22 protein-coding genes and 1 tRNA gene are annotated in these 21,849 nt (G+C 63.2%); 9 read left to right on the forward strand and 14 right to left on the reverse strand.

Annotated features, from left to right (window positions below; translation table 11 throughout):
• Nucleotides 1-50: 50 nt before the first annotated feature.
• Together GWE18_RS39860 and GWE18_RS39865 are read left to right on the forward strand one after the other, a co-directional pair.
• Entirely contained in the window at nucleotides 51-1,406 is a 1,356-nt protein-coding gene (locus GWE18_RS39860) for a TAXI family TRAP transporter solute-binding subunit (RefSeq protein ID WP_063799988.1), read from the forward strand.
• A 91-nt stretch (nucleotides 1,407-1,497) separates the two neighbouring features.
• Complete coding sequence (locus GWE18_RS39865) at nucleotides 1,498-3,060, forward strand: alkaline phosphatase D family protein (RefSeq protein WP_275191001.1); 1,563 nt, start codon at nucleotides 1,498-1,500, stop codon at nucleotides 3,058-3,060.
• Between the two features lie 22 nt (nucleotides 3,061-3,082).
• Here GWE18_RS39865 and GWE18_RS39870 read toward each other — a convergent pair whose 3' ends face one another.
• A complete protein-coding gene (locus GWE18_RS39870) occupies nucleotides 3,083-3,460 on the reverse strand; it encodes a response regulator (RefSeq protein ID WP_275191002.1) in 378 nt (125 codons plus the stop codon).
• Nucleotides 3,461-3,662: 202 nt separating this feature from the next.
• Between GWE18_RS39870 and GWE18_RS39875 the strand changes: the two genes are divergently transcribed.
• The 3 genes from GWE18_RS39875 to GWE18_RS39885 all read left to right on the forward strand — a co-directional run bounded on the left by GWE18_RS39875 (nucleotide 3,663) and on the right by GWE18_RS39885 (nucleotide 7,467).
• A complete protein-coding gene (locus GWE18_RS39875; RefSeq protein WP_275191003.1) occupies nucleotides 3,663-3,833 on the forward strand; it encodes a hypothetical protein in 171 nt (56 codons plus the stop codon).
• 448 nt (nucleotides 3,834-4,281) lie between these two features.
• A complete protein-coding gene (typA, locus tag GWE18_RS39880; protein ID WP_275191004.1) occupies nucleotides 4,282-6,108 on the forward strand; it encodes a translational GTPase TypA in 1,827 nt (608 codons plus the stop codon).
• 99 nt (nucleotides 6,109-6,207) lie between these two features.
• Nucleotides 6,208-7,467 carry an NAD(P)/FAD-dependent oxidoreductase gene (locus GWE18_RS39885; RefSeq protein WP_275191005.1) on the forward strand — a complete coding sequence of 420 codons (1,260 nt, stop codon included), beginning with the start codon at nucleotides 6,208-6,210 and terminating at the stop codon, nucleotides 7,465-7,467.
• Nucleotides 7,468-7,580: 113 nt separating this feature from the next.
• On the opposite strand, the gene GWE18_RS39890 is transcribed toward GWE18_RS39885, so the two are convergent.
• From GWE18_RS39890 to GWE18_RS39905, 4 genes are all read right to left on the reverse strand, one after another.
• Nucleotides 7,581-7,988, reverse strand: a complete 408-nt coding sequence (locus GWE18_RS39890; RefSeq protein WP_275191006.1) for a thiol-disulfide oxidoreductase DCC family protein — start codon at nucleotides 7,986-7,988, stop codon at nucleotides 7,581-7,583.
• A 125-nt stretch (nucleotides 7,989-8,113) separates the two neighbouring features.
• Nucleotides 8,114-9,433: an SDR family oxidoreductase gene (locus GWE18_RS39895; RefSeq protein WP_275191007.1), complete on the reverse strand. Its 1,320-nt coding sequence runs from the start codon at nucleotides 9,431-9,433 to the stop codon at nucleotides 8,114-8,116.
• 6 nt (nucleotides 9,434-9,439) lie between these two features.
• Entirely contained in the window at nucleotides 9,440-9,907 is a 468-nt protein-coding gene (locus tag GWE18_RS39900) for a DUF2269 domain-containing protein (RefSeq protein ID WP_275191008.1), read from the reverse strand.
• Entirely contained in the window at nucleotides 9,904-10,803 is a 900-nt protein-coding gene (locus GWE18_RS39905; protein ID WP_275191009.1) for an alpha/beta fold hydrolase, read from the reverse strand. The genes GWE18_RS39900 and GWE18_RS39905 overlap by 4 nt, the downstream gene beginning before the upstream one ends.
• 288 nt (nucleotides 10,804-11,091) lie before the next feature.
• Here GWE18_RS39905 and GWE18_RS39910 point away from each other — a divergent pair, with 288 nt between their 5' ends.
• Entirely contained in the window at nucleotides 11,092-11,601 is a 510-nt protein-coding gene (locus tag GWE18_RS39910) for a GNAT family N-acetyltransferase (protein ID WP_057855414.1), read from the forward strand.
• Between the two features lie 127 nt (nucleotides 11,602-11,728).
• Nucleotides 11,729-12,259 carry an inorganic diphosphatase gene (gene ppa, locus GWE18_RS39915; protein WP_057855399.1) on the forward strand — a complete coding sequence of 177 codons (531 nt, stop codon included), beginning with the start codon at nucleotides 11,729-11,731 and terminating at the stop codon, nucleotides 12,257-12,259.
• A 129-nt stretch (nucleotides 12,260-12,388) separates the two neighbouring features.
• On the opposite strand, the gene folD is transcribed toward ppa, so the two are convergent.
• The 3 genes from folD to GWE18_RS39930 form a co-directional block, all read right to left on the reverse strand.
• Entirely contained in the window at nucleotides 12,389-13,273 is an 885-nt protein-coding gene (gene folD, locus GWE18_RS39920) for a bifunctional methylenetetrahydrofolate dehydrogenase/methenyltetrahydrofolate cyclohydrolase FolD (RefSeq protein ID WP_275191010.1), read from the reverse strand.
• Nucleotides 13,274-13,362: 89 nt separating this feature from the next.
• Nucleotides 13,363-13,683 carry a DUF167 domain-containing protein gene (locus GWE18_RS39925; protein WP_275191011.1) on the reverse strand — a complete coding sequence of 107 codons (321 nt, stop codon included), beginning with the start codon at nucleotides 13,681-13,683 and terminating at the stop codon, nucleotides 13,363-13,365.
• 30 nt (nucleotides 13,684-13,713) lie between these two features.
• Nucleotides 13,714-14,004, reverse strand: a complete 291-nt coding sequence (locus GWE18_RS39930) for a YggT family protein (protein ID WP_057855396.1) — start codon at nucleotides 14,002-14,004, stop codon at nucleotides 13,714-13,716.
• Between the two features lie 183 nt (nucleotides 14,005-14,187).
• On the opposite strand from GWE18_RS39930, the gene GWE18_RS39935 reads away from it, so the two are divergent.
• Nucleotides 14,188-14,263 (forward strand) — tRNA-Ala (locus GWE18_RS39935).
• Nucleotides 14,264-14,400: 137 nt separating this feature from the next.
• Here the strand turns inward: GWE18_RS39935 and GWE18_RS39940 are convergent.
• From GWE18_RS39940 to GWE18_RS39955, 4 genes are all read right to left on the reverse strand, one after another.
• On the reverse strand, nucleotides 14,401-15,213 hold the full coding sequence (locus tag GWE18_RS39940; RefSeq protein ID WP_275191012.1) for an enoyl-CoA hydratase: 813 nt from the start codon (nucleotides 15,211-15,213) through the stop codon (nucleotides 14,401-14,403).
• A gap of 133 nt (nucleotides 15,214-15,346) precedes the next feature.
• On the reverse strand, nucleotides 15,347-16,147 hold the full coding sequence (locus GWE18_RS39945) for a glutamine amidotransferase (RefSeq protein WP_275191013.1): 801 nt from the start codon (nucleotides 16,145-16,147) through the stop codon (nucleotides 15,347-15,349).
• Nucleotides 16,148-16,319: 172 nt separating this feature from the next.
• The gene (locus tag GWE18_RS39950) at nucleotides 16,320-17,099 is read right to left on the reverse strand and encodes an SDR family oxidoreductase (RefSeq protein ID WP_275191014.1); all 780 of its coding nucleotides are present in this window, start codon (nucleotides 17,097-17,099) and stop codon (nucleotides 16,320-16,322) included.
• A gap of 232 nt (nucleotides 17,100-17,331) precedes the next feature.
• Nucleotides 17,332-17,838, reverse strand: a complete 507-nt coding sequence (locus GWE18_RS39955) for a TerB family tellurite resistance protein (protein WP_275191015.1) — start codon at nucleotides 17,836-17,838, stop codon at nucleotides 17,332-17,334.
• Between the two features lie 369 nt (nucleotides 17,839-18,207).
• Between GWE18_RS39955 and GWE18_RS39960 the strand changes: the two genes are divergently transcribed.
• A complete protein-coding gene (locus GWE18_RS39960) occupies nucleotides 18,208-18,684 on the forward strand; it encodes a hypothetical protein (RefSeq protein ID WP_275191017.1) in 477 nt (158 codons plus the stop codon).
• 151 nt (nucleotides 18,685-18,835) lie between these two features.
• Here the strand turns inward: GWE18_RS39960 and GWE18_RS39965 are convergent, their stop codons facing one another.
• On the reverse strand, nucleotides 18,836-20,245 hold the full coding sequence (locus GWE18_RS39965) for an adenylate/guanylate cyclase domain-containing protein (RefSeq protein WP_275191018.1): 1,410 nt from the start codon (nucleotides 20,243-20,245) through the stop codon (nucleotides 18,836-18,838).
• A 103-nt stretch (nucleotides 20,246-20,348) separates the two neighbouring features.
• Complete coding sequence (locus GWE18_RS39970) at nucleotides 20,349-21,734, reverse strand: cytochrome P450 (protein ID WP_275191019.1); 1,386 nt, start codon at nucleotides 21,732-21,734, stop codon at nucleotides 20,349-20,351.
• Nucleotides 21,735-21,849 lie beyond the last annotated feature (115 nt).

The raw sequence follows: 21,849 nt of genomic DNA on the forward strand, positions 1-21,849 counted from the left end.
TCCCTCCGGAAAAGCCGGCCCCACCCTCGCCCCGATCAGCGAAACAACGGCTGACATTCGTCACACTGGCCGGCGTGCTGGCCATCGTCGGCGCGCTCGTCGCCGGCTATTACTTTGCGATGCGGCCGGTGACGCTGCGGATCGCCGTCGGTCCCGCCAACAGCGACGACCTCAAAGTGGTTCAGAACCTGGCGCAGGCCTTCAACAACCAGCGAAACAGTGTGGTCCGGCTGCGCCCGGTGCAGACCGATGGCGCGCTTGCGAGCGCCAACCTGCTCGGCGAAGGCAAGGCTGATCTCGCGATCATCCGGGGCGACCTCGACGTGCCGAAGAATGCGCAGGCCGTGGCGACGCTGCGTAAGAACGTCGCCGTGCTGTGGGTGCCGCCAGCCGCCAAAACCAAGGGAAAGAAGGCCGCTCCCGCTATCACGAAAATCTCGCAGCTCACCGGGCGCCGCATCGGCGTCGTCGGCCGCACCCAGGCCAATGTCAATTTGCTCAAGGTGATCCTGCGCCAATACGGCGTCGATCCGGCAACGGTCGAGATCATCCAGTTCCCAGCCAATGAGGCTGCCGAGGCCATCCGTAACCAGAAGGCGGACGCCTATCTCGCAGCCGGCCCGGTCAACAGCAAAATCACGACGGACGCGATCGCCGCCTCCATGCGCGACGGCGGCACGCCGAAGTTCCTCGCGATCGATTCGGCCGAGGCGATCGCGCAGAACCATCCCGCTTATGAGGCCTCAGATATCCCGGCCGGGACATTTGGCGGCGCGCCGGGCCGGCCCGAGGAAGAGATCAAGACGATCAGCTTCGCGCACCACATCGTGGCGCGCAGAGGCATTGCGGAATCGACCATCGCGATCTTTACGCGGCAGTTGTTTGCGATCCGCCAGACGCTGAAGAACGAATTTCCGCTGGCCGCCAAGATCGAGACGCCCGATACCGACAAGGACGCCACGATCCCCGTACACCCCGGCGCCGCCGCCTTTGTCGACGGCGAGGAGAAGACCTTCCTGGACCGCTACAGCGACTACATCTGGTGGGCCTTGATGGCGGCGTCGGCGATGGGTTCCGCCGGCGCCTGGTTCGCCGGATATCTCAAGAATGATGATCGCAGCATCAACACGTCGCAACGCGACCGGCTACTCGACATGCTCACCGCGGCCCGCCAATGCGATTCGATGGAAGAGCTCGACCAGATGCAGTCCGAAGCGGATGCCATTCTACGCGACACGCTACAATGCTTCGAGCATGGCGCGATCGAGGAAGGCACGTTGACCGCGTTCAACATCGCGATCGAGCAGTTCCACAACGCGGTGGCCGACCGCAAGGCGCTTTTGATGAGCATGCCGCAAAACCTGCAACGGGCGAGCGCGCAATTTCGGGCGGCCGGCAACGCCTGATCTGCAAATCCGGTAATCGAACCGTCATCAATTCTTTCTAGGTCTGGCGGGGCCGATATTGCCTTCTCGCACTGGGCCGAAGGGAGCTCGCATGACGTTCAGGCTTTCTCGCGGACTTTCCCGGCGGCGTTTTCTCTCCACCGCGGGGGCCGGTGCCATCAGCACCCTTGCAATGCCTTATCTTAGCCGTGCCGCCGACCGGCCGGTCGTGACCTCCGGCGTGCAATCCGGCGATGTCGGCGCTGACGGCGGCGTGGTATGGGCGCGCGCCGACCGGCCGTCGCAAATGCTGGTCGATGTGGCCACGACAGAATCCTTCGCCAACGCCAGGGCACTGCCGCCGATCGCGGCGCTGCCCGAAAGCGATTTCACCGCCAAACTGCTGCTGGAAAACCTGCCCGCGGGGCAGGAGATCTTCTACCGTGTCCGGTTTCGCGACCTCGGTTTTACCGGCGTCGAAAGCGAGCCGGTGGTCGGGCGGTTTCGCACCGCGCCCGGCGATCGCCGCGACGTCAGCTTCGTCTGGGGCGGCGACGTTGCCGGACAGGGCTGGGGCATCAACCCCGACGATGGCGGCATGCTCACTTTCGCCACCATGCGCAAGCATCGCCCGGATTTCCTGCTGCACTCCGGCGACACCGTCTATGCGGATGGCCCGATCAAGAGCGAGGTGACGCTTCCCGACGGCAAGGTCTGGAAGAATTTGACGATTCCCGAGAAGGCAAAGGTCGCCGAAACGCTCGACGAATTTCGCGCCGCGCACAGGTACAATTTCATGGACGAGCATCTGCGCGCGTTCAACGCGGAGGTGCCGGTGTTCGTGCAGTGGGACGACCACGAAGTCGTCAACAACTGGTCGCTCTCGAAGCAGCTTCCGGCTGCCTACAAGGAGCGCAACATCAACGTGCTTGCCGCCCGTTCCGCGCGCGCGTTTCACGAGATGTATCCGATCCGCGAGAGCCTCAACGAGCCAGGCCGGGTCTATCGCACGCTCAACTACGGTCCGCATCTCGACGTATTCATGCTGGACGAGCGCAGCTATCGCGGACCCAATGGCTCGAACCAGGAGACTGCCTATGGTCCGGAAAGCTTCTTTCTCGGGCCTGCGCAACTCGCCTGGCTGAAACGGGGGCTGCTTAATTCGCGCGCCACCTGGAAGGTGATCGCGTCAGACATGCCGCTCAGCATCATCGTCTATGACGATGCGCCCAACAAGAAGGGCTCGGAAGCCATTGCGCAGGGCGATGGACCGCCGCGCGGCCGCGAACTGGAAATCGCAGATCTGCTGCGGTTCATCAAGACGTCGGGCGTGGTCAACACGGTGTGGCTGACGGCGGACGTGCACTACGCGGCCGCGCATTACTACAATCCCGATAAGGCGCAGTTTGGGGAATTCGACCCGTTCTGGGAGTTCGTTGCCGGGCCGCTGCACGCCGGCACGTTCGGCCCGAACGAACTCGACAATACCTTCGGACCCGAAGTGAAGTTCATCAAGGCGCCGGGGCCCGGCAAACAAAACCTGCCGCCGTCGGCCGGCATGCAGTTCTTCGGCCACGTCAGGATCGACGGCGTCAGCGGGCAGATGACGGTGACCTTGCGGGACCGTGCCGACGTTGCGCTGTGGTCGACAACGCTCGATCCCAAACCCGTGTAGCCGTCGCGACGGCCGCAACCGCTCAGAGCTTGATGCCGCCGTTCTTCAACAGCGCCTGCAGCGCGTCGGTCGAATAGGGCTTGGGCAGCCGCGGCCTCGTCGCGAATGCGGCCGGGAGGCGGGTGCCGTAGCCGGTGACGAAGGCATACGGAATGTTCAGCACCTCCAACCGTTCGGCCACGGCAAAACTCTTCTCGCGGATGAGCCCGACGTCGAGCAGCGCGAATTCCGGCGGCCGGTCGGCGATCATATCGAGCGCGTTGGCCACGTTCGCAGCGCTCCGCACCGTCTTCACGCCAAGCCCCAGAATCGTGTCTTCGAAATCGAGCGCGATGATTGGATCGTCTTCAACGATCAAGACATCGCTGGGCATGCCGTCGTAGGAGGCGGCGGGTTCCATGTCTCTCGCCAGTTCAAGGTTCAGCATTTGCTCAGAGGCCGGGCCAAAGCCCCGGAATGCGGAAGGCGAGCCAACGCCCGTAAAAACGCGCTCGCCGGTTCCGGAACTGAAGCCACCACATGTAAGTGCTACGGTCTGTCCACTAGTGGACACATAAATGAGATCGGATCGGATTATTGTGCTCCCGCAGGCGGGACCTTCAATGATTTCGCGACAGGGAAGGCACGGCCGGCGGGGGGCGTTCAACAATCTGCCGCGCCGCCTGAACGACGCCGATTTCGCGTTGATCGAACCGCGCCTCGTGGCTGCCGACACCGCTACGAATGACTTGCACTACAGTCCCGGCGACGACCCGGCGCGGCTCGACCCCTGATCCGCAACCCGAATCTGCTGCGAAACCGGTCTTGGTGCTGCAACGAGCCTGTGAGGGTGCATTTTGACGAGGTTTTGCGGGGTCTATCCCAACCCCGACAAGGGCATGAAGCGGCTGCCACGCCCAAAATCGGCTAACCAAATGCCAAACAAACCATTGTTTTTTGGCGTTTTCTGACTATATTGCGCCGCAACGCGTAAGGTGTGCCCGGTCCTTTTGGCCGGGCTTCCTTTTTGGGGGAGAAAGCGCCCCCGGAGCATGATCCGGAAAAGTGGGCACCGGTTTTCCGAAAAGATCATGCTCAAACAAAATAGATGGAGCGGGATGACGATTCGAAGAAGCGTCATCGCGCGCCAGTATTCCAGGTATCAGAGCGCGATCCGGAAAAGTGGGTCCCGGTTTTCCGGCGAGATCGCGCGTCCACCATTGCACGACCAGAAGAAGAGCCATGAACCTTCGTAACGTCGCCATCATCGCCCACGTCGACCACGGCAAGACCACCCTCGTCGACCGCCTGCTGCAGCAATCCGGCACCTATCGCGAAAACCAGAAGGTGACCGAACGCGCGATGGACTCCAACGATCTGGAGCGCGAGCGCGGCATCACCATTCTGGCCAAGGCCGCCTCGGTGCAGTGGAAGGACACCCGCATCAACATCGTCGACACGCCCGGCCACGCCGATTTCGGCGGCGAGGTCGAGCGCATCCTCAACATGGTGGACGGCGCGCTGGTGCTGGTGGACGCCGCCGAGGGCCCGCTGCCGCAGACCAAATTCGTGGTCTCCAAGGCGCTCAAGGTCGGGCTGAAGCCGATCGTCGTCATCAACAAGGTCGACCGTCCTGACGCCCGTCCGACCGAAGTCATCAACGAAGTGTTCGACCTGTTCGCCGCGCTTGATGCCAGCGAGGAGCAGCTCGATTTCCCGATTCTCTACGGATCGGCCAAGCAGGGCTGGATGGCCGACAGCCCGGACGGCTCGCAGGACGCCGGCATGCAGCCGCTGTTCGACCTGATCGTGCGCCATGTCGCGCCGCCGACCGTCGAGCAGGGCCCGTTCCGGATGATCGGCACCATTCTCGAAGCCAACCCCTACCTCGGCCGCATCATCACCGGCCGCATCACCTCGGGCGCCATCAAGCCGAACCAGCAGGTGAAAGTGTTAGGCGCCGACGGCAAGACCATCGAGCAGGGCCGTATCACCAAAATCCTCGCCTTCCGCGGCATCGAGCGCACCCCGCTGGATGAAGCCGAAGCCGGCGACATCGTCGCGATTGCGGGCCTCACCAAGGGCACCGTTGCCGACACCTTCTGCGATCCTTCCGTCGAGACCCCGCTGGTCGCGCAGCCGATCGATCCGCCGACGGTTTCGATGTCGTTCATCGTCAACAACTCACCGCTCGCCGGCACCGAAGGCGACAAGGTGACCTCGCGCATGATCCGCGACCGCCTGTTGCGCGAGGCCGAAGGCAATGTCGCGCTGCGCGTGGTCGAGGCCACCGACAAGGACGCCATGGAAGTATCGGGCCGCGGCGAATTGCAGCTCGCGATCCTGATCGAGACCATGCGCCGCGAAGGCTTTGAGCTTTCGGTGTCGCGCCCGCGCGTCGTGCTGCAGAAGGACGAAGCCACCGGCCAGTGGCAGGAGCCGATCGAGGAAGTCGTGATCGACGTCGACGAGGAGCATTCCGGCGTCGTCGTGCAGAAGATGAGCGAGCGCAAGGCCGAGATGATCGAGATGCGCCCCTCCGGCGGCAACCGCCTGCGGCTGGTGTTCTACGCGCCGACCCGCGGCCTGATCGGCTATCAGGGCGAATTGCTGACCGATACCCGCGGCACCGCGATCATGAACCGCCTGTTCCACGGCTACGCCAACTACAAGGGCGACATCCAGGGCCGCCGCAACGGCGTGCTGATCTCCAACGATCAGGGTGAAGCGGTGGCTTACGCGATGTTCAAGCTGGAGGACCGCGGCCCGATGATGATCGAGCCCGGCTGGAAGGTCTACAAGGGCATGATCGTCGGTGAGCACACCCGCGACAACGACCTCGAGATCAACGTGCTCAAGGGCAAGCAGCTCACCAACATCCGCACCACCTCCAAGGACGAGGCGGTGCGCCTGACGCCGCCGATCCGGATGACGCTGGAAAAGGCGCTGGCCTATATCGAGGACGACGAGCTGGTCGAGGTGACCCCGAAGTCGATCCGCCTGCGCAAGAAGTTCTTGGACGCCAACGACCGCAAGCGCGCGGAAAAGGCCAAGGAAGCGGTGGCGTAAGTCCCGCCGCTACTCGTCATCCCCCGCGACTTCGCGGGTGACGACGGCCATACGCGGGGTGGCTTCAGGCGCGGCGGCGAACATGCTAGAGGCAAGGGCATGTCCTCCCTCCCCTCCTCAGTCGATGTCGCCATCATCGGCGCCGGCGCCGCCGGCCTCGGCGCCGCCAATGCGCTGAAGAATTCCGGCCTCTCCGTCATCGTGCTGGAAGCGCGCGACCGTCTCGGCGGCCGGGCGCATACCATCATGGCCTCGCCTGACGTCACCTTCGACGTCGGCTGCGGCTGGCTGCACTCGGCCGATGAGAATTCATTTGTCAAAATCGCCGAGCAGCTCGGCTTCGAGATCAACAGATCACTGCCGCCCTGGGCCGAGCGTGCCCACGGCAAGGCATTTCCGCAAGAAGACCGTGACGACTTCATGCGTGCGCTCAATGCGTTCTACGATCGCGCCGAGGAGGCAGCGAAAGAGGCTGAACGAAGCGGCCGCGACAGCGCTGCCAGCCTTTATCTGGAACCCGGCAACCGCTGGAATCCGATGATCGATGCGATCTCGACCTACGTCAACGGCTGCGAGCTCGATCAGGTTTCGATTCTCGACATGGACGCCTATGAGGACACCGACATCAACTGGCGCGTCCGCCGCGGCTATGGCGCGCTGGTCGCAGCCTATGGCGCCGGATGTCCGGTCGCGCTGAATTGCGCGGTAGCGCTGATCGATCATTCGGACAAGCGCGTGCGGATCGAGACATCGCGGGGCACTCTGACCGCGGACAACGTGATCGTCACCGTGCCGACCAATTTGATCGCCGACGAAGCGATCCGCTTTCATCCTCCCTTGCCTGCAAAGGTCGGCGCTGCCCGCGGCCTGCCGCTCGGCCTCGCCGACAAGGTGACGCTGGCGCTGGACGAGCCCGAGGCGTTGCCGAAGGAAGGCAATCTGCGCGGCGCCACCATGCGCACCGGAATGGGCACCTATCATCTGCGCCCGTTCGGCCAGCCGTGCATCGAAGGCTTCTTCGGCGGCCGTTTCGCCCAATCGCTGGAAGATGCGGGCGATGGCGCGCTGGCGGCGCAAAGCATCGATGAAATCGTGTCTTTCCTCGGCAACGACTTTCGCCGCAAGCTGAAGCCGCTCGCGGAATCGCGCTGGGCCCACGACCCCTTCGCCCGCGGCTCCTATTCGCATGCGCTGCCGGGCCATGCAGGTGACCGCGCCGTGCTCGCCGCACCCGTCGATGAACGGTTGTTCTTTGCAGGCGAAGCGACCTCGCCGGAGTTCTTCACGACCGCGCATGGGGCGAGGGACTCGGGCGAGAGGGCGGCGAGTGAGGTATTGGCCTCACAGACTAAGCGTTGAGCTTCAGCAGCGTCATTGCGAGCGGAGCGAAGCAATCCATGCCGCAGCAAGACGAGAGATGGATTGCTTCGTCGCTTCGCTCCTCGCAATGACGGTTAGACGGTGCGTAGAGTTCATTCCATCACCCGCGCCCGCACCTCCGCGTCCGGCACGAAGCATTCTTCGTACTTTCCGAAGATCCGGTAGCGATTGCGCGCGACAAGGCTGTAGACCGCATCGCGCAGCGGCTTTGGCACGGCGAACAGCACGCGCACCCAGCCCCATCCCGGCAGCAAACTCAACACAGTCAGCGCCGCATCCGATTTGAAGTACGCGACCCCGCCATGGACAACAGCATTGGTGTCGGGATCGTTGGAGTCGATACCAAACGCCTGCGCCAGCCGGGTGCCGTAGGGCGACTGGATCGCGGTGAAGCGGAAGCGGCGTTCGGTGTCGCGCGTGGCGACGAACCGGATCCAGCGCGAGCAGAAGACGCAGACGCCGTCGTAAAGGATCACGTTATCGTCGGGCCATTCGGTCATGCACACTCTTTGTTTGACGCGTTTTCTAACGCAGATAAGTATACGCACTACGCGCAAGCTCGATTGCTATGCGAACCAGGCCCCACCCCCGGATCAAGTCTGCGGGCATGCTTCGCTCGAAAACCCTATCTATTATCCAGCGTCAAAAGCGCCACCAGCATCAGCACGATGGCGGGACCGGTCTTCACCAGCGCGCCGAGCGGCTCGATCCAGAGATCCGGGGTCAGGATCGCGGCGCCGATCATATAGCCGAGCGACGCGACGATACCCGCGACCAGACCAAATGCCGCGGTGCGGCGGAACGCAATCAGCACGCCAATGCTCATATCCATCAGGCTTGTGCCGATTGTGACGGGGGCGACGAGCGACGGCGGAAAGCCGTGGCTGCGCAGGATCTCGGCCGCAGCCTCATAGGAAATCACCAGCGCAATGAAGCCCGAGACGACCCAGAACAGCACGAGGCTTGCGATCATCAGCGCCTTGATCGGGAACAGTCGGGCAAACCATTTGTCCTGAATGGTCGCCCGGCGTTTTCCGGCCATCTGTTCGATGCGCTTCGGCACGATGCCGGTGGCGGCCATCCAGCCGGCCGGGTCGCCGCTGACGCCGCGGCGCAGCTCCGCTATCGCGGTGGTTCGCATCGGCGGCATCCAGCCGAACAGGCTCGCGAGGTCGCCGGATCTAGCGCCGAGATCGAGCAGGAACGCCGGCATCACAATGCGCCACCATCTGCCGGTGCCGAACACCTCGCGAAATTGATCGATCACGTCGCCGAGCGTGACCGGCTGCTCCTGCATCAGGTCCCATGTCACGGCGTTCGCCTCGCTTGGATCGCGTGCGGCAAGCCAGGCGATGGTGTCGGCAATGTCCTTCATGGCGACCGGCCGGAACGGCGTGGCCCGTTCGGCATCCGGGAGATCGAACGGGAACGCCGCGAGTGAGCGCAGCATGGCGCTGCCGCCATAGGCCGCAGGCGCCACCACGAAGCCTGGCCGCAGGATCGTGAACGAGACGCCGGACTCCACGATCAGCCGTTCGGCCTCGCGTTTGGTGGTACTGAAGGCGGTTCGATCGGTCTCGGTGGCGCCGGGAATCGAGACGTGTACCAGCCTGATCGGCTGGCCGCGGTCGCGGATCGCCTGCAGCAGCCGCGCGACGAAATCGCAGTGCACGGCGGACGTATCGCTGCCGGGGCCATCCTGCAGCACGCCGATGCAGTTGACGACAACATCGATGCGGTGATCGCGCAGCAGCCGTGCCAGCACGGCTGCATTCATCGACATGACAGGCAGCTCGAGATCGAGCGGGCCGCCCTTCTGCGAGGCGGATAATCTTCGGGCAACGCCCACTACGGAAAATCCCCGGGCGCGCAGATCGTCGGTAACAAAGCGGCCGATCAGGCCGGAGGCGCCGAGCACGAGGATTTTTCGGATACCGGCGTTCATGCTTGCCTAAAGCGGTTTGGCGATCATCAGCCAGAGAATAGCCATGACAGCGCCGAAACCGGGAATGCCGAATAGAAACCAGCGGTGGAAAAGTGCGAAATAGCGCGGCGGCAACCCCTGGTTTCGTTCAGCCGCCTTGCGCGCGAGATCGCGCATTTCGACCTGCATGAAGACGACCGGCACCCAGAACAGCCCCGCGACCGCATAGAGCCCGAGCGAGGCCAGGAGCCAGGGTTCGCTCACCGCGGTCGACGACAGCCACATCAGCATGCCGCCGCTCACCGGCTGCAGCAGCACCGCCGTCAGCGTGAACAGCATGTCGGCGATCACGACGGTCTCAGCGGTGCGCGCGATGAAGGCGACGTCCCGGCTGCGATGGGCCATCAACATAAAGAACGCGATACCGGCGCCGGTGCCGAGAATAACGATCGCGCCGAGCACATGCAGATATTTGACAAGGAAATACAGCGTCATCGCCTGGCCGCAGGGGTCCGGGATCGCGCCTTCAGGGCCCGATCGAGTTCAGGACCGGCAAGGTTTACGCCGCCTCCCGTTTCCACCAGCCAATGGCCGTCGCTGCCATGGGCCGGCAACACGCGAAAATCGGCCTTGCCGCCTCCGCCGCGAAACGCATCGACCAGTTGGCGCGAGAATGCGGGCGAAAAGTAGCTGTCATTGGCGGCCACCAGCCAAGTCACCTTCACGCGCGCGGCCTTGCCGAATTCGCCCGCAGCGGCAATCAGCGTGTGCGGCGCGCAAACGCGGTTGGGAAAGTCATTGGCGTGCCCGCCGCGCCCCGGCGCGAACGCGATGATGGCGGCGACATTCGTCGGATCTTCGCTGGCCAGCGCCAGTGCACCCCAGGCACCGGCCGAATGGCCGATCACGACCGTGGCCTCGGGCCGGATGAAGGATTGCTTGCGCAGGAAGCCGGCCGCGGCAACGATCTCATCCGCCGTGGCGCGGCCGGACTTGGCGTAATCGGCCTCATCGCAGCCGCCCTGATCCTCAAGGTACTTTCCGCCCGTCGCGCCATGGCCCGGACGCTCGGGGACCAGCACAGCAAAGCCGCGCGCCACCAGCCAGGCAGCGAGCGCACGGTACTCGGGCTGCGCCATCTGCGCCCGTCGCAACACGTTCTGGCTGGAGGCGTGCGCGATCACGGCAAGCGGATACGGCCCCTTTCCCGGCGGCCGAAACAGCACCGCATGCGCCGCGGTTGCAGGATCGGGAGAAGGGACCAGCCATTGCTGCAGCCGATGAGGCTCGCCTTCCGCGCCTTGCGCGCCAAGGCCGGGCTGCGCAGATGCCGCCTTTACGCCGAGCATGGCGAGGAGACCCAGCGCAAAAAGCACGTTTGGCGAACGCATGAACTGGCCTGACACAGCCGAGGGAGGGCGCATTGCGGGGTCACCAACAGAATACCGCCGGCGAATCAAATCCAGCGCATTTTTCCGAGAACGGAATTCCCGGAGAGGTTTCTTTGGATGATTCTGACAACTATTTCGCGGCCATAGCATCAGCGAATACCGGTTAAGACAGCCTCGTTGTCCTCTTTCGGTACAGAACAACATAAAACTGATGCAGAAAATCCACAGGTTAACCGATAATTAACGATGGACCTTGAAGCCGGCCCGCCGACTTGCTTTGATCAGGTCATGAGCACAACCCTGATCGAGGTCCGACCGGCCAAAGCTGCAGACGCAGCCGCGGTGGCGTCTACCCATGATGAAGCCTGGCGATCCGCCTATCAGGGCATCATTCCCGGCGCCGAGCTCGAAAAGCTTATTAACCGTCGTGGCCCGCAATGGTGGGACAGCGCGATCCGCAAGGGCAGCCGCGTCAGCGTGCTGGTGTTCGGCGACAAGGTTGCGGGCTACGCCAATTACGGCCGCAACCGCGCCCGCAGCCTGCATTTCGAGGGCGAGATCTACGAGCTCTATCTGCGACCGGAATTCCAGGGCCTCGGCTTCGGCCGCCGCCTGTTCACCGCCGCCCGGCGCGACCTGATGCAGAGCGGGCTGAAGAGCATGGTGGTTTGGGCGCTCTCCGATAACGACACGGCGACGGAATTTTACCGCACGCTCGGCGGCCGTATGGTGGCTCGCTCCTCGGAGAAGTTCGGGCCCAAGTCGCTCGACAAGGTCGCTTTCGCCTGGACCAACTGAGTCTGGCCGTCATTGCCGGGCTTGACCCGGCAATCCATCATTCCTAAAGCGCCTTTTTTCGCGATGGATACGCGGGTCAAGCCCGCGTATGACGATCGTGTATCAACCATCAGCGACGGAGCCCCTTATGCGCATTGACGCCATTTCGATCGGAGTAAATCCGCCACACGACGTCAACGTCATCATCGAGGTGCCCGTTGGCGGCGAGCCGATCAAATATGAAATGGACAAGGAAGCCGGCACGCTTGTGGTCGATCGCTTCCTCTATACGGCGATGCGCTATCCCGGCAATTACGGCTTCATCCCGCACACGCTGTCGGGCGACGGCGACCCCTGCGACGTCCTGGTCGCCAATACCCGCGCGATCGTGCCGGGTGCCGTGATGAGCGTGCGGCCGGTCGGCGTGTTGCTGATGGAAGATGAGGCCGGCGGCGACGAGAAGATCATTGCGGTACCGTCCTCGAAGCTGACCCAGCGCTATGACAAGGTCAGGACCTACAGCGACCTTCCCGATATCACGCTGCAGCAGATCCAGCATTTCTTCGAGCACTACAAGGATCTCGAGAAGGGCAAATGGGTGAAGGTGCTGCGCTGGGGCGGCGCCGAGGACGCCCACCGGCTGATCATGGAAGGCATCGAACGCGCGAAGAAGAAGTAGATGTCGCGCCTTATACTCCCCGTCATTCCGGGATGGTCCGAAGGACCAGACCTCAGATGCGCAATTGCGCATCGGGGAATCTCGAGATTCCGGGTTCGACGCGTTGCGTCGCCCCGGAATGACCGAAACTCACACTCCCGGCTTGGCCAGCCCGTGGATCGCACAAGCCGCGCGCAGCGTATTCACCAGGAGGCACGCTACCGTCATCTGCCCGACGCCGCCGGGCACCGGGGTGATCGCGCCGGCGACCTCGGCGACTTCCTTGAAGGCGACGTCGCCGACCAGCCGCGTCTTGCCATCGGCCAGAGGCAGGCGGTTGATGCCGACATCGATCACGGTGGCGCCCGGCTTGATCCAGCCGGCGCCCACCATTTCCGCTCGGCCTACGGCCGCATAGACCAGATCGGCGCGGGCGCAGAGTTGCGGCAGATCCCGTGAACGCGAATGCGCGATCGTCACCGTGGCATTTTCGTTGAGCAGCAGTTGCACCAGAGGACGGCCGACCAGATTGGAGCGGCCGATGACGATCGCATTCATGCCTTCCAGCGAGGCATGCACGCTCTTGGTCAGGATGATGCAGCCGAGCGGCGTGCACGGCGACAGCGCGGCAAAGCCGCCGGCCAGCCGGCCGGCATTGTTGGGATGCAGCCCGTCGACATCCTTGGCCGGATCGATCGCGTTGATGATGGTTTCGGTGTGGATCGATTTCGGCAACGGCAATTGCACGAGGATGCCGTGTACCGCGGGATCGCGGTTGAGCTTTGCGATCAGCGCCAGCAGATCGGCCTGCGCCACCTCGGCGGGCAGTTTGTGCTCGAACGAGGCCATGCCGGCGGCCTGGGTCTGCGTATGCTTGCTGCGGACATAGACCTCGCTGGCGGGGTCGTTGCCGACCAGCACCACCGCAAGGCCCGGCGTAAGCTGATGCTCGCGTTTGACCCGCGCGACCTCTTCCGCGACACGGGCACGAAGCTCCGCGGCAATGACCTTTCCATCGATAATGCGTGCCGTCATCTCAATCCTTCGTCTTTATTTTGGGCATGATCTTTTCGGAAAAACCGCATCCCACTTTGCGCTAACGCGGCCTCCGGCTCCGGATCATGCTATTTCGCCTTGGCGATGGTCGCCTTCCGAAGCGTTTCGCCGAGAATTTTGGGATCGCCTTCGACGGCGACCTGCTTCAGGCGCGAGGTCGTGCCTGAAAGAATCTTCACCCGCGCCTTCGGCACGCCGAGCACTTTCGCCAGCAATTCCGTGACCGCGCGGTTGGCCTCGCCGCCCTCGGCGATGGCGCGAACGCGTATCTTCACCACGGACCGGCCGTTGGCGAGCGTTTCAACGCCGTCGATATCGTCGCGGCCGCCACGCGGCGTCACCCGCAGTGCAATGCTGATGCCCTCGGTGGAGTAGCGCCAGGGATCCATCAGCTATCCATCAGAGACCGGCGCCCGCGATCAGACCACGTTGGGATAGATGTAGTAGAGGATCACCCGCTGGATCAGCATGATGAACAGAATCAGGATGATCGGCGAGATGTCGAGGCCGCCCAGGTTGGGCATGAACCGGCGGATCGGCGCCAGCGCCGGCTCGGTGATCCGGTAGAGGAACTCGGCCACCGCCGCGACGAACCCGTTGCGCGTGTTCACGACATTGAAGGCGATTAGCCAGGACAGGATGGCCGCGGCGATCAACAGCCAGACATAGAGGTCAAGGACGATGATGACGATATCGAGGATAGCGCGCATGTGGAGGGGGCTCGCGAGGAGGGATACCCAGCTAGATATCGGTTCGTCCCCCCGCAAACAAGGGAAGTTCCCGGCAAAATCGCGCCAAAATCGGTGCTTTTACCGTTCTTGACTTGGCCTTGGGCCGGACTGTAAATGGCGCCGATTGTCGGTCGCTTCGAGTCACTTCGAGGCGGTCGCGACGGGGCCATAGCTCAGCTGGGAGAGCGCGTCGTTCGCAATGACGAGGTCGGCGGTTCGATCCCGCCTGGCTCCACCAGCCTTCGCTTGCTTCGCAAGCTACGGCTCGGCAAGCCTACCCGTGCCCTATCGTAGCGAAGCAAGCGAAGGCTGCCGCGGCGTAGCCCAAAGGCGAAGCCGGGCCTCGGCAACCCTACCGTAGATCCCCCTCCCCCCTCACTTCCCTGTAAACTGCGGCGGCCGCTTCTCCACAAAGCTCGCCACGCCTTCCCGGAAATCGCTCCCCTTCAGCGCGATCTGCATTTCGCGGTTGGCGTCGATGGTAGCTTCCGCCAGGGTTTGGAACGGCACGTCGTAGAGCTGCCGCTTGATCACGGAAATCGCGCTGGGCGAGACGAAATCGGCGAGATCGCGGGCATAGGCGTAGGTCTGTTCGCGCAACTGGTCCGGCGGATAGAGACGATTGACCAGCCCGATCCGCAGCGCCTCCTCGCTCGAGACCCGCCGCGCGGACATCAGCAGATCGAGCGCGTTGGCGTGGCCGACGATCCGCGGCAGCATCCAGCTGATGCCGTGCTCGGCGATCAGCCCGCGGCGCGCAAATGAGGTGGTGAAGACGGTATTGTCGGCCGCGAACCGCAGGTCGCAATAGAGTGCATGAACGAGGCCGATGCCGGCGGTGGCGCCGTTCAGCATGCCGATCACCGGCTTCGGGATCGCTGGGTAATAGGCATAGCGCGTCTGCCAGTCCGCCCGGCGGTTCATGTCGAATGGCGGCGTATTCTCGCCGCGCCTGATCTCGCTGGGATCGATGGCCTGCAAGGCTTCCATGTCGGCGCCTGCGCAGAAGGCGCGACCGGCGCCGGTGAGCACGATGACGCGGACATTGTCATCGCCGCTCGCTGCCTCCATCGCATCGCGCACATCGCGCTCCATGGTCGCGGTCCACGCGTTCATGCGGTCGGGCCGGTTGAGGGTGATGGTCGCGATCCTGTCGCTCACCTCATAGAGAATATGCTGATGGTTCACCGCGGGCCTCCCTGTTGTTCTTGGCAGTGACGTTTCGCGCGCGAGCCCTTCGGCCGCGCCAGATAGCCTAGCGTTATCACATTCACGGTTTTTGAGGGACGTTCGGGACACGCGGGCAAATTCCGCGTGGCGGCTATTCCGCGGCTTCCAGCGTGATCGAGCGCGGCGCGCGCGCCAGCCAACCCGTGATGAAAGTCTTCAACCACGCCCGTTCGATCACGTCATGCACCGCGCGCTCGGCAAAGTGGAGATGACGTGGTTGCGCGCCCGGCGCATCCAGCCGCGCGCAACCGCGCGCCGTCCAGCGATGCATCATCGCGTAGGTGACGTCGGGGTGAAACTGCAGGCCAAACGCATGAGCGTGCTGGAATGCCTGCACCGGAAAGTCGTCGCCTTCGGCGAGCCGTTCGGAACCGCGAGGCAGTTCAAAACCCTCGCCGTGCCAGTGATAGACGCGCTCCGGCCAGTCGGGGCAGAGGGCGTGCCCGGCGGCGGTCGGACGGATCGGATAGTAACCGACCTCGACCCGGCCTTGATCATGCGGCGCGACCGGCGCGCCCAGTTGCTTCGCCAGCATCTGCGCGCCCAGGCAGATGCCGAGAAACGGCCGCTGCTCGCGCAAGGGAATTTCGATCCACTCGATCTCGCGGCGGATATAGTCGTCGGAGTCGTTGGCGCTCATCGGGCCGCCGAAAATGACCGCGCCGGCATGCCGGTCCAGCGTTTCCGGCAGGGGATCGCCGAACCGCGGGCGCCTGATGTCGAGGGGATGGCCGAGGGCCCGCAGCGCGTTGCCGACCCGTCCCGGCGTCGAGGTCTCCTGGTGCAGAACGATCAGGACCGGCGGCAACGGCACCGGGTCAGTCGCACACAACGCGCGTCGGCCCGGAAAGGGCAGCACGTTTTCGTGATCACTGTTCGACCGGAACGACATCAGCGTTGCTCAGGTGCCTCTCATCGAAACCATACCTAAGTGAATCTTAATTTCGGGTGAGTTCACGCACACAGGCAAAAATGCAAACCGCGGGCCAGATGCGGTGGCGTGCCTTATCGCAGCGCCGACAGCGCCGCTGACCGGCTTTAACCGCAGAAAAACCCGGAATTTCTCAACGCTTGCGCAACTGGAAGCGGCCGATGGCGCCCAGGATAAAGGCGCGCGGAAGCAGCCGGAGCAGAGGCGGCACCATCTTGATGCCCAATCCAGGCAACACTGCCCGTTTGTTCGCCATCAGTCCGCTATAGGCCTGTCGTGCGACATCGGCCGGCGAGACGTTGAGGATCGACGAATCGTAGCCGGGTCGAAATCCGGCGCGCGCCTGAAATTCGGAAGGCACCGGCCCCGGACACAACACCGTCACGCGTACGCCATGCGGCGCCAGTTCGGCCCGCATCGCCTCCGTGAACGACAGCACATAGGCCTTGGATGCGTAATAGACCGCCATTCCCGGGCCCGGCAGAAAGCCCGCGATCGAGCCGACATTGAGAAGGCCGCCGCGATTGCGGATCAGATGATCGGAAAACCGCAGTGACAGGTCGGTCAGCGCGCGGATGTTGACGGCGATTATCTCGAGCTGATTGGACCGATCGCGCTGGATCGCCCGGCCGAACACGCCGAATCCGGCATTGTTGACGACGTATTCGACCTCTACGCCGGCGGCAGTCAGGGCCTCGGCAATTCTGTCGCCGCAGTCGGGTTGCGCAAGGTCACAGGGAATGACGATCGGCGCCGCGCCGCCGGCCGTCTTGATTTCACTGGCCAGCGCTTCCAGGCGATCCGCACGCCGCGCCACCAGCGCCACGCGATGACCCTTCGATGCAAAAACGCGCGCCAGTTCGGTGCCTATTCCCGCCGATGCACCGGTAATCAGCGTCACACGCTCGGTCACGATCAAATGCTCTTGAAATCAAATTGCAGAAGCCGCCAGCAGCGGAACGAGAGCATAGGCGCGTGGTGTGACGCAAGCCACGTGCATGGCATATGCCAGGCACCGCGACCCGCCTCGGCAATCGAAGTTCAGCATTTTCAGGCCTATCGCGGCTGTTCGCGGTTGATTGCGCGGCACATTAAAGTTTGGTCATCTGAGCGAAGCACAATCACTGGATGTGTCAGCGCCGCCGTCACGTTGCCGCGTCGGCCGTCTTCGAAATGGCTCCGGACGAGGTCGATTGGCGCTGCTCCGCCACCTTGTGCTTGAGCTCGAGCCGGTCGCGCGAGGAAATACCGAGCAGATCCGCTGCGCGCCAGACGACGTTGTCCTCGAACTCGCTGACCTGACCGTCTGCGTATACCAGCTCCCACATCATCTCGATGATGCGAAGCCTGCCCTCCTCGTTCACCGACCGCATGATGACGCTGGTGAAATGATAGAGATCGACCGCCTCGCCTTCGGCCCGCGTCGCCGACGCGATCAAATGATCCGCCGTCCCGGGATCGAGCTTGAAGCGGCTCTCGATCAAGCTGTGCAATTTGCGCTTTTCGGTCACGCTCGGTTCGCCGTCGAGTGAGACGACGTGAACGAGCAGCGCGGTCGCCGCGAGAAGATATCCGGTATCGTCGAACGCAAGATCCGACTCCGCGCTCGGCGCAACGATGTCGGCAATGAATTGGCGCAGTCCGTCGAGCATCAATCTACCTGCAAAATCGTGTAAAGCCTGTAGGTCGAATATGGGTTGAAAATCTGGCCTCCGCAATCAACGCCTGGCTGCACGGGCAGATTAAATCGGCGTCACCTTTGAAGTGATCAGAACATCCGCATCGAAACTTTAGCGGTACCTGCAGGCAGTCACAGAGCGGTCGCTTGTTGCTGAGTCAAAGCGCGCGGGCTGAGATTCAAGAGTGCCGTCGCCGAGTGCTTCGAAAGACAGGATATGTTCGCCAAGATCTGACCCGCGCGATTTGCCGCAGGCAGCAAGGCGTCATTCAATTGCAAATCATTCGCATTTGCATTAGAAGCGAACTCGTTGTTTCAATGAGTAATTTTCGGGGGAACACGTATGATCACCTTCCGCTTCGCGCTTGGCGCCGCCGTTGTGCTCGGAATCGCCTCGGGAGCTGCGCTTGCGGCCGGCGATCTGTCGCGGCAGACGCCAATTGAGATGACCGTCGATCTCGGCGCGCCCGGCAAACACGAATTCGCGCCGAAGCAACTCAAGTTTGAAACCGGCAAGCTCTACAAGCTGATCCTGCGTAACACGAGCAACGATCCGCATTACTTCACCTCGCACGCGTTCTCGCAGATGGTTTTCACGCGCAAGGTGCAGGTGACGCAGCAGCAGAACGGCAAGACCGTAACGCTTGCCGAATTCAAGGGCGCGATCCGCGAGATCGAGGTCTATCCGGGACAATCCGCCGAATGGTGGCTGGTGCCGATCGCGGCCGGCCGTGCCAGCGACCTGCGCTGCGACATCAAGACCAGCGACGGCAAGACCCACGCCGAACTCGGCATGACCGGTGAGATCGTGATCGAGTAGCACGAACTCATTCTGCGTCATGGCCGCTCAAACCCCTCATCCTGAGGAGCCCGCAGAGCGGGCGTCTCGAAGGTTGTAGGCCACAGACGGGGCCTCATGTTCGAGACGCGCTTCGCGCTCCTCACCATGAGGGTCTTATGACGCAGTACGACTACGGTATTTCGTACACCACCATCTTGTCGGCGATGCCGCGCAGCGCCGCTTCTTTCTGAATCGGCCTGATCGCCTCTTTCTGAAGGATCGTGGCGACCGCCGGCGATTCGATCACAGATCCGGTGATGTGGATCTCCTGCGAGGTCGACAGGCTCTGCACCCTTGAAGCGATGTTGACGGTCTGGCCGAAATAATCCTGGCGCTCGTTCAGCATCACCGCAAGGCACGGGCCTTCGTGGATGCCGATCTTGACGATCAGATCCTCCCGGCCGCGCTCGGCATTGAGCGCCGCCATCGCCGCTCGCATGCGCAAGCCAGCAACGATCGCATGTTCCGGCCGGATGAAAGTGGCCATCACGGCATCACCGATCGTCTTCACGACCGCGCCCTTCTCCGAGGCAATGATTTCGAGCAGCGCATGGAAATGCGCCCGCACCAGATCGAAGGCGGCGAGATCGCCGACCCGCTCATAGAGCGCGGTGGAGCCCTTGAGGTCCGTGAACAGGAAGGTCAGCGAGGTGATCTTGAGGCGCTGATCGACGTTGAGATTGTCCGCCTTGAACACGTCGCGGAAGGTCTGATTGGACAGCATCCGCTTGGCGGTCAGGATCGGCTTGCGCTTGCCGAGCAGCTCATGAAGCGTATCGTTCGCGATCCAGACCGCGGGAAGCACCCGGTGGTCGGTCTGGTTTTCGAGAGCTAGCCGCAACGGTCCGGGGCGCATCACGGTCGTGCCGGTCGGCGCGTGCAGCTTGTTGAAGACGATAGAAAACTGCTGCCGCTCGCGCGTCGGCTCGCCCCGGATATCCAGAAAATGCGCCGAATGCGTTACCGGCTCGAATACGATCACGAACTGATTGGGCAGTTGCAGCGACAGCACCGCCTTCTCGCCCGCCGGCAGCTCGATGGCTTCGAGTGAAACCTCGTCGATCAGCCGCGTGATCGATTCCTCGCTCAGGTCCATCCCCGAGCTCCAGAACATCTGGCGGTTATATTCCCAGATCGACAACGTATTGGGATCGTGCGCTGCGATGCGCCTGACGCGCGGACTGACGGTGAAAGAAACCTCCACGCGGTCATCGACGGACGCCTCATAGCCCTGAGCGCATAACGCGCAATTGTAGTCGTCGTGCCGAAGGGATTTCAGGGTGTTGTGCGCGCCGAGCACGCCACCACAGCCGGGGCACAGGACATTCCAGCTGAGGTCGAACAGCCCGAGCCGCGCCGAATGCAGGAAGGCCGAAATGACCTTTTCCTCGTCCAGCCCGTTTCGCGCAGAAAAATCCAGCAGGTTGATCCGGTTGAGATCGCGATCCTCGCCCGTTGCGATCAACTGCGAAATGGCGTCGACGACCGCGGGATCGGCGGTCTGCCGCAGAACTGAGAACTGGGCCTGGGTATCGCTCATGCTGACAATCTAGATGACGTTCCCGACGCGGCTTCGCAAGGTGCTCTGTTTCTGTTTGCCGCGTTTTCTTCCCACGAATGCCAACCCATCCTGGTCGACAACACTACCGCGGCGTGATGGAAAACATCGGCGAACGGTCGGGCTGTGTCGTCACCACGCCGATCGGAATCACCGGCTCCTTGTCGACCAGATCGACATGAAACGCGCCGATCATCTTCGCCAGCGCCAGCGTTGCCTCGACCAGCGCGAAATGCGCGCCGATGCAGACGCGCGCGCCAACGCCGAACGGCAGATAGGCGAAGCGATCGGGCGGCGTGCCGGTCATGAAACGGGACGGGATGAAGGCGTTCGGATCGCGCCAGAGTTTTTCGTGGCGATGCAACAGCCACGGCGCGATCAGGATGACGTCCTTCTTCTTGACCGGAAACCCCGCGATCGTGTCCGGCCCGCTGGCCGCACGCGCAATCAGGAACGCCGGCGGATAGAGCCGCATGGTCTCGTCGATCACCGCACGGGTGAATTTTAGCCGGTCGATATCGAGCGTGCCGTCGACGGTGGCGTCCTGCACCTCCTTCGCGACGTCCTGCTGGACGGCGGGATCGAGCGCCAGAAGATAGAGCGCCCAGAACAGTGCGGTCGCCGTCGTCTCATGGCCGGCGAGAATCATGGTCGCGACCTGATCGCCGAGCTGGTCATCGGTGAAGGCCTCGCCGGTTTCCGGATCGCGCGCCTCGCCCATCAGATCGAACAGATCGCGCGCCGGCGCGCCCTCGTTCTTGCCGGCGGCGCGGCGCTCGGCCATCAGCATGCCGACGAAGGCCGTCCAGCGCTTGCGGAAACGGGCGCGCGAAATATCCTGCGGGCTCGGCCAGCTCAACGGCAGCAGCATATCGAGAAAATGCGGGCGCGCGAGCCGCTCGCCATATTCCATCACGAAGTCGCGCAGCGCGGCGCCATGGCGATCCATCCCGAACGAGAACATGGTGCGGCCGGCGATTTCGAGCGTCATCCGCTGCATCGCTTCGCGCAGGTCGACAGGCGCGTTGCTGGCCGCCCTGAGCTTGGCGACCGTCTCATCGGTCGCCGCCACCATGTGCGGAATGAGCGTCATCACCGCGCGCGGCGTAAACGCCGGCGCCAGCGTGCGGCGCTGATACTTCCAGGCGCGTCCTTCCGCAATCAGCAAGCCCTCGCCGAGGATCGGACGCAGCACGCGGAGGCCGGCCGGCGTGCGGGTATAGTTTTCGTAATTGTCGACCAGTACATGCTTGATCGCATCCGGCGCGTTGAGAATGAAAGTGCTGCGTCCGAAAAAGCGGCCCTGGACGATATCTTCCTCGTAGGCCCGCTGGCCCCAGCTACCGATCGGGCTTATGCGGATCGCCTTCATCCGCCCGAACGCCGTCATGTTGTCGGGCGCCCGCGGCGGGCTCGGCGGCACCAGCGGCGTTCGCGCCACCGGCATGTCGTAGGTTTCGGCAATACTCATCGGCGCCTATCCCGTAGCCCGGATGGAGCGCAGCGCAATCCGGGACCGTGCCAGGCCCCGCATATCGCTGTGCTCATGTGGGCCACGATCGTATGTAAGTCTACGATCCGGGCGC

Origin of the sequence: Bradyrhizobium sp. CSA112 (assembly GCF_029051645.1) — a bacterium.
Taxonomy (GTDB): Bacteria; Pseudomonadota; Alphaproteobacteria; order Rhizobiales; family Xanthobacteraceae; genus Bradyrhizobium.